We start from the raw sequence: 13,094 nt of genomic DNA, 5'->3' as shown, positions 1-13,094 counted from the left end.
GTTCAGCGCCCTCCCGAGGAGTCGGCGTAGACGGCCTTGCCGAGCCACTGGCCGCCGTCGACGCTCAGCACGTCGCCGGTGACGTAGCCGGCACGCCGGTCGTCGAGGAGGAACGCCGCGGACTCGGCCACCTCGGCCGGCGAGGTGAACCGTTGCGCCGGGACGCTGCCCAGCACCCGACGGCGGTCCTCCTCGGTCGGCCACAGCGCCGCGCCGGCGCCCTCGGTCTCGGTGGGTCCGGGCGAGATGCAGTTGATCCGCACGCCGCGCCCGCCCCACTCGGAGGCCAGGGTGCGGGTCATGGCGAGGACCCCGCCCTTGGCCGCGGCGCTGTGCACGGTGCCGGGGTGGCCGTGCCAGGCATAGCTGGCGATCACGTTGAGGATCGAGCCGCTCCCTGCGGCGAGCATGTGCTGGGCGGCGGCACGGGTCGCGTAGAAGCTGCCGTTGAGGACGATGTCGATGACGGCCTTCCACCCGTTGGGCGAGAGGTCCTCCGCGGGCACGACGAAATTGCCGGCAGCGTTGTTGACGAGGGCGTCGAGGCGGCCGAAGTCGCGCACCACGCCGTCGACCGCCTCGGTCACAGCGGCCGCGTCGCGGACGTCGCAGGAGACGACGCCGGCGCGGACGCCGTACTTCTCCACGATCCGGGCGGTCTCCTCCAGCGGCTCCTGCCGGCGGCCGAGGACGACGACGTCGCCACCGCCGGCCGCGTAGCGTTCGGCGATGCCCCGGCCGATGCCGGAGCCTCCTCCGGTCACCAGGGCGACCTTGTCGTGGAACTCGGTGGTCCGGTCGATCATCGGACGGCTCCTGTCAGCTCGGCGGGCTCGGGCACGGATGCCGTGCCGGGGTGGGTGGGAAGGGGATCGGCGTGCTCGGCCAGGACGACCAGGGCGTCGACGGCGGTGGCGCCGGCGGGTCCGACCCGCAGCGGGTTGACCTCCGCCTCGACCGCGTCGGGACGCTCGGCCAGCACGCGCGAGAGCGCCACGACCGTGCGAGCCGCGGACCTGACGTCCACGGCCGGACGTCCGCGCCACCCGTCGAGCAGCGGGAAGGACCGCAGCGACCGAACCATCTCCGAGGCCCGCGCCTCGTCCACGGGGGCCAGCGCCACCTGGACGTCACGGTGGAGCTCGGCCTGGACCCCGCCCAGGCCGACCAGCACGACGGGGCCGAAGGACGGGTCGCGCCGGGCGCCGACGATCAGCTCGACGACGGAGTCCTGGCGATCCATCTCCTCCAGGACGTACTCGCCCTCACCGAGCCGGGCACGCATGTCGGCGTACGCCGCGACCGCGGCGTCGGCGTCAGGCAGGCCGACCGCGACACCGCCGACCTCGGTCTTGTGCTCGATCCAGCCGGCCTTCAGCACGAAGGGACCCCTCAGGCGCCCTGCTGCCTCGCGGACGCCCTCCTCGCTGCGGACGCCTGCCGCGTCCGGGTAGGCGACGCCGTACGACGCCAGCAGGGTGCGGCCGTCCAGGTAGCCGGCGGCGAGACCGGCCACGGCGGCCGAGGTCGCGGGCGCCACGGACGGCAAGGGGGCGACCGGCTCGGCCGCCAGCTGCGCAGCCAGGTCGAGCGAGCGGGCCACCGCGTCGATGGTGTGGAGCGTCGGCACGGCCTGGGCCCGCATCGAGCGGACGGCCGCGGAGTCGTGGCTCATGCTGTGCACGACCACCGGTCGGTCGTGCCTGCGGGTCACCCCGGCGAGGTCCTCGACGACCTCGAGCTCGCGGTCCTCCAGCTCAGGGGTGTCCGCGCCGTAGCAGCCGAAGTAGCCGGACATCACCACGGTGTCGACCTCGCCGCTGCCGGCGATCGCGTCGACGACGCGGTGGTAGGTGGAGAGGTCCTGCTCGCCGGCGCCGGCCAGGTCGACCGGGTTGGCCACGGCCGCGGCCGTGGGGAGCAGGGCAGCCAGCCGCGCGCGCGTCTCGTCACCGAGACGGGGCACCACCAGGCCGTGCCGGACCAGCACGTCCGCGGCGAGGGCGCCCTGGCCGCCGCTGTCGCTGACCACCGCGACCCGGCGGCCGGCCGGCAGCGGGCCGCCGACCAGCAGGTGAGCCAGGTCGATCGCCTGCGCCGGGGTCTCGGCCAGCACCGCACCGGCGGCGCGGCAGGCGGCCGCGACGACGTCGGTGGCAGCAGTCAGGGCGCCGGTGTGGGAGCGAGCAGCGGCCCGGCTGGCCTCGCTGGCGCCGACCGTCAGGACGACGACCGGCTTGCCGGCCGCGCGCAGCCGCGCCAGCGTGCCCACCAGGGCGCGACCGTCCTGGAAGCTCTCGAGGTAGAGCACCACCGCGCGCGTCTCGGCGTGGTCGACCAAGTCGTCCAGGAGCTCCGCCGCGGTCACGTCGACCTGGTTGCCGACGGAGACGAACCGAGCGACCCCCAGGCCGGCGTGCGCCGCCAGTCCGGCCAGCTCCAGCCCGAGCTGACCGGACTGGGAGACGATCGCCAGGCTGCCCGGGGTGAAGGTGCCCCAGGCCAGGGAGAGCTGGGTGGAGGCGTCGTAGAGGCCCAGGCAGTTGGGCCCGACCAGGCGTGCACCGGCGGCGCGGATCCGCTCGGCGAGACGGCGTTCCAGACCGGGGTCGTCGGCGTGGTCGAGACCCGCGGTGATCCCGAGGAACCCCTTGACCCCGGCCGCGAGGGCCTGGTCCACCACAGCGGGCACGGACCGCGCCGGCGCGCACAGGACCACCAGCTCCGGCGCGGTGTCGAGGTCGTCGAGGGACCTGACCGAGGAGACCCCCTCGATGACCGAGCCGTGGGCGTTGACCAGGTGCACCTCACGCCGTTCGCGGCCGCGCAGGGCGCCGCGGGCCAGCCAGTAGCCCCACTTCGCCGGGTCGGCGGAGGCACCGACGACGGCGACCGATCGCGGGTCGCTGAAGACCGACAGGTCGCTCATCGCGACGAGCCCACGGCGCGGGAGATGATCAGGCGCTGGATGTCGCTGGTGCCTTCCTCGAGCTCCTCGAGCTTGGCGTCACGGACCCACTTCTCCACGAGGTACTCGCGGCTGTAGCCCCAGCCGCCGTGCGTCTGGAGCGCGGCGTTGGTGACCCAGGTGGTGTTCTCGGAGGCGACGAGCTTGGCGACCGCGGACTCCCGTGCCACGAACTCACGCTGGTCGTAGAGGCGCGCCGCGCGCATGGTCACCAGGTGCGAGACGTCGGTGCGGGCCGCCATGTCGGCGATCCTGAACGCCACGGCCTGGTGCTCGATGATCGGCTTGCCGAACTGGGTGCGCTGCTGCGCGTAGGCCACGGTCGCGTCGAGCGCCGCGCGGGACAGCCCGGTGGCGCCGGCCCCGATGAGGATGCGCGAGGCGTCGAAGGTGCGCATCAGCCCGTAGAACGCCTTGCCCTCCTCGCCGATGCGGTGGCTGGCCGGCACCCGGACGTTGTCCAGGAAGACCTCGGCGTTGACGATGCCGCGCTGGCCCATCTTGCGCATCGGCTGTCCGATCGTGACGCCGGCCATGTCGCGCTCGACGAGGAAGGCGGTCACGCCCTTGGCGCGCAGGCTCGCGTCGACGGTCGCGAAGACGATGATCCACTGGGCGTACGGCGCGTTGGAGATCCACGTCTTCTGGCCGTTGAGCACGTAGTCCTCCCCGTCGCGGGTGGCGCGGGTCTGCAGCGCGGCGGAGTCCGAGCCGACGCCCGGCTCGGTCACGGCGAGGGCGGTGATCGGCGGGGTCGCCGAGGTCAGCGGCGTGAGCCAGCTCTTCTTCTGATCCTCGGTGCCCATCGCCTCCAGCGGGCCGGCGAAGAAGGCGCTGGAGGTGAGGAAGTTGCCGATCCCGACGTCGCCGTAGCAGAGCTCCTGCTGCACCAGGCACTGCGTGACCAGGTCGGTGACGCCCCCGCCGCCGTACTCCGCGGGGAGCATGTAGGCACCCAGCCCGATCCCGGCCGCCTTGTGCCACAGCTCCAGCGGGCTCTCGACGTCGGCCTCGTCCACCTCCCGGGCTCGCGGGCGGATCTCGTTGAGCGCGAAGTCGCGAGCAAGGGCGACGAACTCGCGCTGCTCCTCGGAGAGCTCGATGCCGTCGCGGATCTGGTGCGTCATGGTGAGAGTCCTTCTGGGTCTGGGGTGAGGGTGGTCAGGCGGAGGTGCCGGCGCTGGCGCCGGCCGGTGCGACGTCGTCGGTGACCGCGAGCGCGTGGTCGGGCTTCCAGTGGGCGACGACGTTGTCGCCCACCTGCGGCACGTGGGTGTCGCGGGTGCCGGTGCGGGCGATGAGGCGGCGACCGTCGGGAAGGTCGAGGTCGATGCGGAGCCCGGCACCGAGGTAGGTCACCTCCCGGGTGCGTCCGGTGACGGCGTTGTGGCTCGCGGGGACCGGCCCGCCCACCGGCGCCAACGCGACGTGCTCGGGACGGACGACCAGCGCGTCGCCCACGTGGTGGTCGGCGACCGCGAAGACGGCGCCGGTCGCCTCGTCGACGAACCTGCCCCCGGCGCAGGAGCCGGTGAAGATGTTGGACTCGCCGAGGAACTCGGCGACGTAGCGGCTGGACGGGCGCTCGTAGAGCTCCACGGGCGTGCCGACCTGGACGAGGCGACCGTCACGCAGCACCGCGATGCGGTCCGACATGGCCAGCGCCTCCTCCTGGTCGTGGGTCACGAAGACGAAGGTCGTGCCGAGCTCGCGGTGCAGGCGCTTGATCTCGACCTGCAGCTGCTCACGGAGCCGCTTGTCGAGCGCGCCCAGCGGCTCGTCCATGAGCAGTGCCTGCGGCTGGAACACCAGGGCCCGAGCCAGGGCCACGCGCTGCTGCTGGCCGCCCGAGAGCTGGGAGGGACGACGCTTGGCCAGGCCGCCGAGCTCGACGACGTCGAGAGCCGCCTGGACCCGCGTGGCCACGTCGGCCTTGGAGATCCTGCGGCGCCGCAGCGGGAAGGCGACGTTGTCCCACACGTCCATGTGCGGGAACAGGGCGTAGTGCTGGAAGACCATGCCGAGGTCGCGCTTGTGCGGCGGGACCCTGGTCAGGTCACGACCGCCGACGCCGACGCGCCCGGAGTCGGCGGAGATGAAGCCCGCGATGATGTTGAGCAGCGTGGACTTCCCCGACCCGCTCGAGCCGAGCAGGGTGAGGAACTCGCCCGGCTCGACGACGAGGGACACGTGGTCGACCGCGGTCATCGTGCGGTAGCGCTTGACGACCTGGTCGATCTCGATGGACACCCCGGTGCCGGCGAGCGGCGTGGGCGAGGCCGCCGCTGTGGCTGAGGCGGCGGAGGCGGCTGAGGCGGTGGCGGTGGCTGAGGCCATGGTCGGGTCCGTTTCGTGTGGTGGCGGAAGAGTCGGGGGCGGGGCGGCTCAGGCGTCCGCGGCGAGCGCCTTCTGCGCGCGCCGGGTCCCGAGCGCCCGCACCAGGCCGGCGGTGGCGAACAGGGCGAGGGTGATCAGCAGGAGCATCGTGCTGACGGCGGCGACGGTCGGGTCGATCTGGACCCGCACCCCGCTCCACATCTGCACCGGCAACGTGCTGACGTCGGGACCCGCCAGGAAGATGCTCGTGACGACCTCGTCGAACGAGGTGATGAAGGCGAAGAGCGCACCCGCGGCGACACTGGGGAGGATGTTGGGCAGGGTCACCCGCACGAACGTCGAGAACCGGTTGGCTCCCAGGCTCATCGCGGCCATCTCCAGGCGATCGTCGAAGCTCACCAGTGCCGAGCTGACGTTGATGACGACGAACGGGACGGCCAGCGCGGTGTGCACCAGCACGAAGCCGAGGATGGTCTGGGTCAGTCCGAGCTGGAGGAAGACCGCGTAGACCGCGAGCCCGAGGATCACGTAGGGCACCAGGATCGGGGCCACGAGGAGCGCGCTGACGGCGGCGCGGAGCGGGTAGCGCCCCCGGACGACGGCGAGAGCGGCGGCCGTGCCGAGCACGGCGGCCAGCACCGTCACCCACAGGCCGATCTGGAGCGAGTTCAGCGCGCTGTTGACCCACGCCGGATCGGTGAAGAACGACTCGTACCACCGCAGCGAGAGCTGCTTGGGCGGGAACTCGAGGAACGAGCTGTCGTTGAAGGACGTCGGCACCACCACGAACACGGGCGCGACGAGGTAGACGGCGGTGAGGACGGCCAGGACGACGAGTCCGGAGCGGCCCAGGAGCCTGCTGGTGGTCATCGGTCACCTCCGAGGAACTTGCCGATGTTGACGACGCGGGAGACGAGCAGCAGGAGCAGGGCGGTGACCACCAGGAGGATCACGGCGAGCGCGGAGGCGAAGCCCCAGCGCAGGACGGCGGAGAGCTGCTGGACGATGAGCTCGCCGATCATCACGTCCTTGGGGCCGCCGAGCAGGGCCGGCGTGACGTAGAAGCCGATCGAGGAGATGAACACCAGGAGCGCGGCCGCGACCACGCCCGGCGCGGTCAGGGGTGCGTAGACCCGCCAGAACGCGAAGATCGGTCGCGCACCGAGTCCCTCGGCCGCCTGGACCAGGCGCCGGTCGACCCCCCGCATGGTCGCGTAGAGGGGAAGCACGGCGTACGGGAGCATCACCTGCACCATGCCGATGACCACCCCGGTCTGGTTGCGGATCAACGTCAGCGGCTCGTCGATGACCCCGATCGAGAGCAGGAACTCGTTGACCACGCCGGTGTTGTTGAGCATCAGCACCCACGCGAAGGTGCGGACCAGCAGGCTGGTCCAGAAGGGGATCAGCACCGCGACGAGCATCGCGCCGCGCCAGAAGGGCGTCGCCAGCGTCATCAGGTAGGCGTAGGGGAAGCCGAGCAGCAGGGTGATCAGCGTGACGAGCCCGGAGATGCGGAAGGTGTTGAGCAGGACGTCTGCATAGACCGAGGAGTCGAAGAACGCCCGGTAGTTCTGCAGACCGACGCCGGGGTCGGTGAAGCTGCGGGCCAGGATCGTGGCGAGGGGCGCCACGAACACCAGCAGCAGGAAGACCAGCAGCGGCGCCATCAGCCACCCCCACCGATCGGGGAGGACGGCGGCACGCACGCGCGCCACCCGGCCAGGTCCGGGGTGCTGGACCTCCGGCTCCGGCGGCGTCTGGCCCTGCCGCCGGAGGGAGGTGGCGGTCACGCTCACTGTGCGGCCCACTCGTTGAGCCGCTCGGAGACCTCGTCGTAGTGCTTGGCCCAGTAGGAGTAGTCGATGATCGCGGCCTGCTTGCCGACGTTCTCGGGCGCGCTGGGCAGGAACGGCAGCACGTCGTCGTCGATCAGCTCCAGCGCCTCCTTGGTCACCGGGCTGTACGCCGTGGCGTTGCTGTAGCCGGCCTGTGCCTCCGGGTGCTCGACGAACCAGGCGGCCCACTTCTGCACGGTGTCGGCGTTCCTCGAGCCCTTGGGGATGATCAGCTGGTCGTAGGACAGCAGGTGCTCTCCCCACTCGTTGGCGACCGGCTGGCCCTCCTTCGCCGCGGAGTAGATGCGGCCGTTCCACGCCTGCACCAGCGGTGCCTCGCCGCTGGCGACGAGCTGCTGCTGCTGCTCACCGGTCTCGTAGAAGACGATCGAGTCCTTGATGGTGTCGAGCTTCTTGAAGGCCCGGTCGATGTCGAGGGGGTAGAGCTCGTCGGGGGCGACGCCGTCGGCGAGCAGCGCGGCCTCGAACATGGCACCCGTGGCGTACTTCCAGAAGCCGCGCTTGCCAGGGAACTTCTTGGTGTCGAAGAACTCTGCCCACGTGGTGGGGTGGTCGTCGGGGAAGGACTCGGTGTTGTAGCCGATGGTGAAGGCGTACTCCAGGACCGGGATGGCGCAGTCGGTGACCATCTCCGGCTTGAGCCGGTCGGTGTCGATCTTGTCGAGGTCGAGCTTCTCGGCCCACCCCTTCTTGCACGCGGTGTAGGCGAAGTTGGGCTCCACCTCCACGACGTCCCAGCTGACCTTGCCCGACTCGACCTGGGCGCGGATCTTCGCGTAGTCGCTCGGGGAGTCCTGCTTGACGGTGACGTCGTTCTGCTCGGCCCACGGGGCGATGGCCGCCTTGACGTTGGTCTTCTGGTCCTCGCCACCCCACATGACCACGGTCATCTCGCCGCCGCCGCCGTCGCTGGTGGCGCCCGTGCTCGCGGCACCGCACGCGGCGAGGGCGAGCATGCTCGTGAGGGCGACTCCGGCAGTGAGAACCCGCGTCATCTGGCACCCGACCTTTCAAAGTTGATTGGTGCGTCAGTTATGAATGCCCCTAGCGTGAGCCCCGTCACGGTGAGTGTCAAGAGCCCCGCGCGGAAAACTTGCAGGGACGCGACGAGGGGCCGGTGGAGTCACTCCACCGGCCCCTCGTCGACGTGCGCTGGCGACGTCCGCGCGTCTCACCGCGGGTGGGTGACCAGCTCCACGAACAGCTCGCAGACCTCGCGCATCCGTGCCACGGTCATCGACTTCGACCGCATGAGCACCTGCAGGCTCAGCCCGTCGATCATGCCGACCAGACCGTTGGCCAGGTGCACCGGGTCACCCGCTCCGAAGTGGCCCTGGTCCTGGCCGTCGCGGATGATGGCCGCGACCGTGCGCCGCCACTCGCCATAGACCCGTTCGTTCAGTTCCTGCAGGTCAGGATCATGCAGAGCCTCGACCCACAGCTCCGCCCACACGTGCCAGGCGGCGACCGTGGTCGGGTCCGCCGGCAGGTAGGAGTCGATGAACGCGCGGAGTCGTCGCGCCGGCGGCTCGGGACTCTCCAGCAGCTCGCGCCGCCGCTCGATCGACCGCTCGAAGTTCCACTCGAAGGCCGCGTGCATGAGGTCGCGCTTGGTGTCGAAGTAGTAGTGCACCGAGCCGGTGCTGATCCCGGCGCGCTTCGCCACGTCGGAGACCCGCAGCGACTTGAAGCCGACCTCGGAGACCACCTCGCACGCGGCGCTCAGGATCTCGTGCTTCCGCTCGGCCTCGACACTCACCCGTGGCATGCGACCCCCGCCTCCTATGACTGACTCACCAGTCAATCGGGGTGGGGCCGTGGTTGTCAACCGGTGCGCTCGCCCCAGCCGAAGTGGTCGAGCGGTCCGTGCCCGGAGCCGAGGTCCCATCGCGCGGAGGTGGTCATCGCCCGTGCGACGTACGCCTTGGCCTGTCGCAGGGCCTGCTCCAGGTCGAGGCCGCGGGCGAGGCCCGCGGCGACCGCGCAGGCGAAGGTGCAGCCGGTGCCGTGGTTGTTGGTCGCCTCGAGGCGCGCGCCCGGGCCGCTTCGTGCTGCTCGGCGAGGGTGCCGATGGGGTGCTCGAGCAGCACCTCGGCCTCGTGGAGGTTCGGGGTGAGGACCGTGGCGTGCGGAAGGAGCCGGTCTCGGTAGTCGCCCTCGGCGCGGCGCTCGAGCCGCGGGCGCCGGTGGAGGAGACCATCACCGGGTCGACGACCAGGTGGGGCAGGCGTCCGGCGGCGGCCAGGTCGGCGGGGTCGTCGCGGCCTCGCCTACCGGCACCGGCGGAGGGGTCCGACCCGGCGATGGTGAGGGCGACGATCGGGGTCGTCGGGTTTCCTGGGGCAGGGCGACGAGGTGGTCGGCGGCGAGCGCGGGGTCACGCATGAGGGGGCCCATGACCGCGACGCCGGCGGCACCTGCGGCCAGGCAGGCCTCGACGTGCTGCGGCAGGACGCCGCCGAGGGCGTGCCCAGGCACGGCCCGTAGCCGGGCTTGGACGCGCTGGGGAAGCCCGGCGAGATCGTCACGTAGTCGCAGGCTTCCTCCGCGGCACGCCGGACCTCGCGGGCGCCGTGGCAGGACCGGCCCACGACCTCGGGTCGCGGGGTCGGGAACGGCGCGCCTGCGGGGAGGTGGACCCACGGCGAGGCCACGTCCTGGTCGGTGGTGTCGTGGTCGAGCGAGGTGCCGACCAGCAGCCGCACGTCGTACGCCGCGAGCCGGCGCTGTGCCCGCTCGAGCAGCCGGCGCCGTTCGTCCGGGGGAAGGTCCTTCTCGCGGAGCACCACTGCGCGGACGCCCGCCTCGGCGAGCCGGACGAGGACGTCCTCCAGGGGCGCTCCCTGCGTCTGGGTGCGGTCGGTGAGGGCGAGCAGCCAGCCGCCCGGCCTCGACGGCGTGCCGCATCGCCACGGCGATCTGCTCGGGGTCCTGGGCGCGGGTGCCCGCGGACGCGAGCAGGACCGCGTCGCACCCCAGCTCCATCGCGAGCGCGGCGTCCGAGGCGGTGCCGGTGCCGGCGTCGAGGATGACGGGCACCTCGAGCTGCTCGCGGATCAGCGCGATGTTGTGCGGGGTTGCGGATGCCCAGCCCGCTGCCGATCGGAGAACCGAGGGGCATCACCGCCGCGCAACCGAGGTCGGCCAGCCGTCTCGCGGTGATCGGGTCGGCGTTGGTGCAGGCGAAGACCGCGAACCCGTCGACCACCAGCTGCCCGGCGGCGTCGACGAGCTCCACCGGGTCGGGCAGCAGGGTGAGGTCGGGGCTCTGTCCATCCGCCACGGGGCCCCGCCACACCGGCTGAGCGTCAGCTGCCGATCGTCGGAGCGGCACCTTCCGACGCAACGGCGAGATGGTCGTCGAAGCTCTCCAGGTACGTCGCAACGGTCTGGGACGGCGCGCTCGACGGGATGACCGCCAGCGCCCGTCGCTGTCCGTCGATCGTGATGACCACCAGCTGGTGCGTGGTGTCTGGAGGGAGCAGACCTATCTTCACCCGGCCTCGTCGGCCAGGGATCGCCACGCTGCTCGGGGCGTCGTCCCAGTCGCGCGGGGCGACGTAGACCCGGGACAGGTAGCCAGCCTCGACCGGCCAGGCCGCGAACAGGTGGACGAGCTCCTCGCTCAGCGTGCGGCTGTGCGGCCACCACGCCCCGTCGAACCCTGGTCGAGCTGCTGACGCCTTCAGCGCCAGTCGTGCCTTGTCGAGCGTGTCCATCAGGACCGCCGCCTCACGATTTGCGCGTCACAGACTGCATGCCTGGAATCCGCGGCCGTTCTCCCACAGTAACCCGCTCCTGTCGAGACCATCAGGCCCGCAGCGAGGACCTGGAGACGACGTCCGACTCGGCGACCCTGCGGACCTGAGCGGGGTCAGCGGATCTCGTCGCCGCTGATCAGATAGCCGTCGCCGGATGGTTCCAGGTAGATCCGTCGGGTCGACACGCTCACCACCGACAGCAGCGACGAAGCCAGAGGCGCCCGCCCCCACGTTCGGGGACGGGCGCCTCACCCTGCCTCTTGACAGGAAGCCGCTACATATCAGCTGTACTAGGACGCGGCGGCTGCCCCGGCTTGGACCCCCCCCCCCCCCCCCCCCCCCCCCCCCCCCCCCGTCTCATAGTCCGAGGTCGCGGCTGGAGGTGTGCTCCATGGCCTGGGCTGGGCGGATGTAGCGCTCGATGAGGGTGGAGAGCCGTTTGTGGCGGGTCTGGGCGGCGATCCGGTCCAGGGCGACGCCGGCGACGGCGGCGCTGGTGGCGTGCCCGGCGCCGCGAGCGCGTTTGCGCAACACGATCGAGATGGCCTCCCCGGAGATCGGTTCTCTGGTGACCGACCCGCTGCGCAGGCTGGTGAACATTCGCCCGGGCTCGGTACCTCGGTGGCGGAGCCAAGCGTCGAGGGCGGCGATCGGGTCGGTGGCCGCGTGCTGGCCGTGGACGACGGCGACGACCCGACCCTCGGCGTGCTGGTCGGTCTTCGAGCGACGGATGGTCAGCAGGACTGCCCCGGGCTGGAACTCGATCAGCACTCCCAGTGGGCGCAACGATCCGCCGTCGTGGTCACCGGAGCTTGGCGAAGACCGCGTCAAGGATGTCGAGCCCCTCGTGCAGCAGCGCGTCCGGGATGCTGAGCGGCGGTAGAAACCGCAACACGTTGCCGTAGGTGCCGCAGGTCAGGACGACGAGACCTTGGGCATGGGCGGCCGCGGCCACGTTCTTGGCCAGCTGCGCGTCCGGCTCGAGGGAGCCTTCGCGGACGAGCTCGACGGCGATCATCGCGCCGCGACCTCGGACCTCGCCCACGCGTCCGTCGCGCTCCTTGAGCGAGGTGAGCCGCTCGGTCATCGTCTTGCCGATCTCGAGGGCGCGGTCGAGGAGCCGCTCCTCCTCGATCGTCTCGATGACGGCGAGCGCGGCCGCGCAGGCCAGCGGGTTGCCGCCGTACGTGCCGCCCAGGCCGCCCACGTGCGGGGCATCCATGATCTCGGCCCGGCCGGTGACCGCGGCGAGCGGGAGTCCGCCGGCGATGCCCTTGGCGGTGACGATGAGGTCGGGCACGACGCCCTCGTGCTCGCACGCGAACATGCGGCCCGTGCGCGCGAAGCCGCTCTGCACCTCGTCGGCGACGAAGACCACGCCGTGGGCGCGTGACCACTCGGCGAGCGCGGGGAGGAAGCCGGGGGCCGGGACGATGAAGCCGCCCTCCCCTTGGATCGGCTCGATGACGAGCGCCGCGAGGTTCTCGGCGCCGACCTGCTTCTCGATGACGTCGATCGCGTGCGCGGCGGCCGTCGCACCGTCGAGCCCGCCGTCGCGGAAGGGGTAGGAGAGCGGGGCTCGGTAGACCTCGGGCGCGAACGGGCCGAAGCCGCTCTTGTAGGGCATGGACTTGGCGGTCAGGGCCATCGTCAGGTTGGTGCGGCCGTGGTAGCCGTGCTCGAAGGCCACGACCGCCTGGCGACGGGTGTGGGCACGAGCGATCTTCACCGCGTTCTCCACGGCCTCGGCGCCGGTGTTGAACAAGGCGGTCCGCTTGTCGTGCTCACCCGGGGTCAGTGCGTTGAGCGCCTCCGCCACCTGCACGTAGCCGTCGTACGGCGTGACCATGAAGCAGGTGTGGGTGAACAGCTCGAGCTGCTCCCGGACGGCCTCGACGACCCGCGGGGCGCTGTTGCCCACCGTGGTGACCGCGATGCCGGAGCCGAAGTCGATGAGCGAGTTGCCGTCGACGTCGGTGAGCACGCCACCGCCCGCGGCGCTGACGTAGGCGGGCAGGGTCGTGCCGACGCCCCTCGGCACCGCGGCGTCCTTGCGAGCCGCCCAGGCGTCCGAGGCGGGACCCGGCACCGCGGTGGCGAGGCGGCGGACCTGCGGTAGCCCGGGGCCTCCGGGACGGGTGTTCGACATGTGTGGTCGTCCTTTCGTGG

General features: G+C 71.7%; 12 protein-coding genes and 3 pseudogenes. All 15 read right to left on the bottom strand.

The window, feature by feature from the left end:
* Window positions 1–2: 2 nt before the first annotated feature.
* The 15 genes and pseudogenes from J2S63_RS13805 to gabT all read right to left on the bottom strand — a co-directional run bounded on the left by J2S63_RS13805 (window position 3) and on the right by gabT (window position 13,074).
* A complete protein-coding gene (locus J2S63_RS13805; protein WP_310303257.1) occupies window positions 3–806 on the bottom strand; it encodes an SDR family oxidoreductase in 804 nt (267 codons plus the stop codon).
* Window positions 803–2,929 (bottom strand): acetate--CoA ligase family protein, encoded by a 2,127-nt coding sequence (locus J2S63_RS13800; RefSeq protein ID WP_310303255.1) that lies wholly within the window; start codon window positions 2,927–2,929, stop codon window positions 803–805. Before J2S63_RS13800 ends, J2S63_RS13805 begins: the two co-directional genes overlap by 4 nt.
* Window positions 2,926–4,095: an acyl-CoA dehydrogenase family protein gene (locus tag J2S63_RS13795; RefSeq protein WP_310303253.1), complete on the bottom strand. Its 1,170-nt coding sequence runs from the start codon at window positions 4,093–4,095 to the stop codon at window positions 2,926–2,928. The genes J2S63_RS13800 and J2S63_RS13795 overlap by 4 nt, the downstream gene beginning before the upstream one ends.
* 34 nt (window positions 4,096–4,129) lie before the next feature.
* Window positions 4,130–5,305 carry an ABC transporter ATP-binding protein gene (locus tag J2S63_RS13790; protein WP_310303250.1) on the bottom strand — a complete coding sequence of 392 codons (1,176 nt, stop codon included), beginning with the start codon at window positions 5,303–5,305 and terminating at the stop codon, window positions 4,130–4,132.
* 48 nt (window positions 5,306–5,353) lie between these two features.
* Window positions 5,354–6,175, bottom strand: coding sequence for an ABC transporter permease (locus J2S63_RS13785; protein ID WP_310303248.1), 822 nt, complete (start codon window positions 6,173–6,175; stop codon window positions 5,354–5,356).
* Entirely contained in the window at window positions 6,172–7,098 is a 927-nt protein-coding gene (locus J2S63_RS13780; protein ID WP_310303245.1) for an ABC transporter permease, read from the bottom strand. The genes J2S63_RS13785 and J2S63_RS13780 overlap by 4 nt, the downstream gene beginning before the upstream one ends.
* A gap of 2 nt (window positions 7,099–7,100) precedes the next feature.
* Window positions 7,101–8,120: an ABC transporter substrate-binding protein gene (locus tag J2S63_RS13775; protein WP_310303242.1), complete on the bottom strand. Its 1,020-nt coding sequence runs from the start codon at window positions 8,118–8,120 to the stop codon at window positions 7,101–7,103.
* Window positions 8,121–8,335: 215 nt separating this feature from the next.
* Window positions 8,336–8,932 carry a TetR/AcrR family transcriptional regulator gene (locus J2S63_RS13770; protein ID WP_310303238.1) on the bottom strand — a complete coding sequence of 199 codons (597 nt, stop codon included), beginning with the start codon at window positions 8,930–8,932 and terminating at the stop codon, window positions 8,336–8,338.
* Window positions 8,933–8,988: 56 nt separating this feature from the next.
* A pseudogene (locus J2S63_RS21315) lies at window positions 8,989–9,326 on the bottom strand (bifunctional hydroxymethylpyrimidine kinase/phosphomethylpyrimidine kinase); the annotation flags it as partial.
* A 108-nt stretch (window positions 9,327–9,434) separates the two neighbouring features.
* On the bottom strand, window positions 9,435–9,998 hold the full coding sequence (locus tag J2S63_RS13765; RefSeq protein ID WP_310306705.1) for a thiamine phosphate synthase: 564 nt from the start codon (window positions 9,996–9,998) through the stop codon (window positions 9,435–9,437).
* Window positions 9,999–10,086: 88 nt separating this feature from the next.
* Window positions 10,087–10,203 (bottom strand): annotated as a pseudogene (gene thiG / locus J2S63_RS21310) (thiazole synthase); the annotation flags it as partial.
* A gap of 106 nt (window positions 10,204–10,309) precedes the next feature.
* Window positions 10,310–10,372 (bottom strand): annotated as a pseudogene (locus tag J2S63_RS21305) (hypothetical protein); the annotation flags it as partial.
* Between the two features lie 100 nt (window positions 10,373–10,472).
* On the bottom strand, window positions 10,473–10,883 hold the full coding sequence (locus J2S63_RS13755; RefSeq protein ID WP_310303235.1) for a DUF5994 family protein: 411 nt from the start codon (window positions 10,881–10,883) through the stop codon (window positions 10,473–10,475).
* 399 nt (window positions 10,884–11,282) lie between these two features.
* The gene (locus tag J2S63_RS13750) at window positions 11,283–11,711 is read right to left on the bottom strand and encodes a site-specific integrase (protein WP_310303233.1); all 429 of its coding nucleotides are present in this window, start codon (window positions 11,709–11,711) and stop codon (window positions 11,283–11,285) included.
* 16 nt (window positions 11,712–11,727) lie between these two features.
* The gene (gene gabT / locus J2S63_RS13745; protein WP_310303231.1) at window positions 11,728–13,074 is read right to left on the bottom strand and encodes a 4-aminobutyrate--2-oxoglutarate transaminase; all 1,347 of its coding nucleotides are present in this window, start codon (window positions 13,072–13,074) and stop codon (window positions 11,728–11,730) included.
* Window positions 13,075–13,094 lie beyond the last annotated feature (20 nt).

Origin of the sequence: Nocardioides marmoribigeumensis, from assembly GCF_031458325.1 — a bacterium.
Taxonomy (GTDB): Bacteria; Actinomycetota; Actinomycetes; order Propionibacteriales; family Nocardioidaceae; genus Marmoricola_A; species Marmoricola_A marmoribigeumensis.
This window is presented reverse-complemented; position numbering and strand designations above follow the sequence as displayed.

Excerpts from the sequence above, each read along its gene's own strand:
- J2S63_RS13805 (WP_310303257.1), bottom strand. The coding sequence starts at position 806 with ATGATCGACCGGACCACCGAGTTCCACGACAAGGTCGCCCTGGTGACC.
- J2S63_RS13800 (WP_310303255.1), bottom strand. The coding sequence starts at position 2,929 with ATGAGCGACCTGTCGGTCTTCAGCGACCCGCGATCGGTCGCCGTCGTC.
- J2S63_RS13795 (WP_310303253.1), bottom strand. The coding sequence starts at position 4,095 with ATGACGCACCAGATCCGCGACGGCATCGAGCTCTCCGAGGAGCAGCGC.
- J2S63_RS13790 (WP_310303250.1), bottom strand. The coding sequence starts at position 5,305 with ATGGCCTCAGCCACCGCCACCGCCTCAGCCGCCTCCGCCGCCTCAGCC.
- J2S63_RS13785 (WP_310303248.1), bottom strand. The coding sequence starts at position 6,175 with ATGACCACCAGCAGGCTCCTGGGCCGCTCCGGACTCGTCGTCCTGGCC.
- J2S63_RS13775 (WP_310303242.1), bottom strand. The coding sequence starts at position 8,120 with ATGCTCGCCCTCGCCGCGTGCGGTGCCGCGAGCACGGGCGCCACCAGC.
- J2S63_RS13770 (WP_310303238.1), bottom strand. The coding sequence starts at position 8,932 with ATGCCACGGGTGAGTGTCGAGGCCGAGCGGAAGCACGAGATCCTGAGC.
- J2S63_RS13755 (WP_310303235.1), bottom strand. The coding sequence starts at position 10,883 with ATGGACACGCTCGACAAGGCACGACTGGCGCTGAAGGCGTCAGCAGCT.
- gabT (WP_310303231.1), bottom strand. The coding sequence starts at position 13,074 with ATGTCGAACACCCGTCCCGGAGGCCCCGGGCTACCGCAGGTCCGCCGC.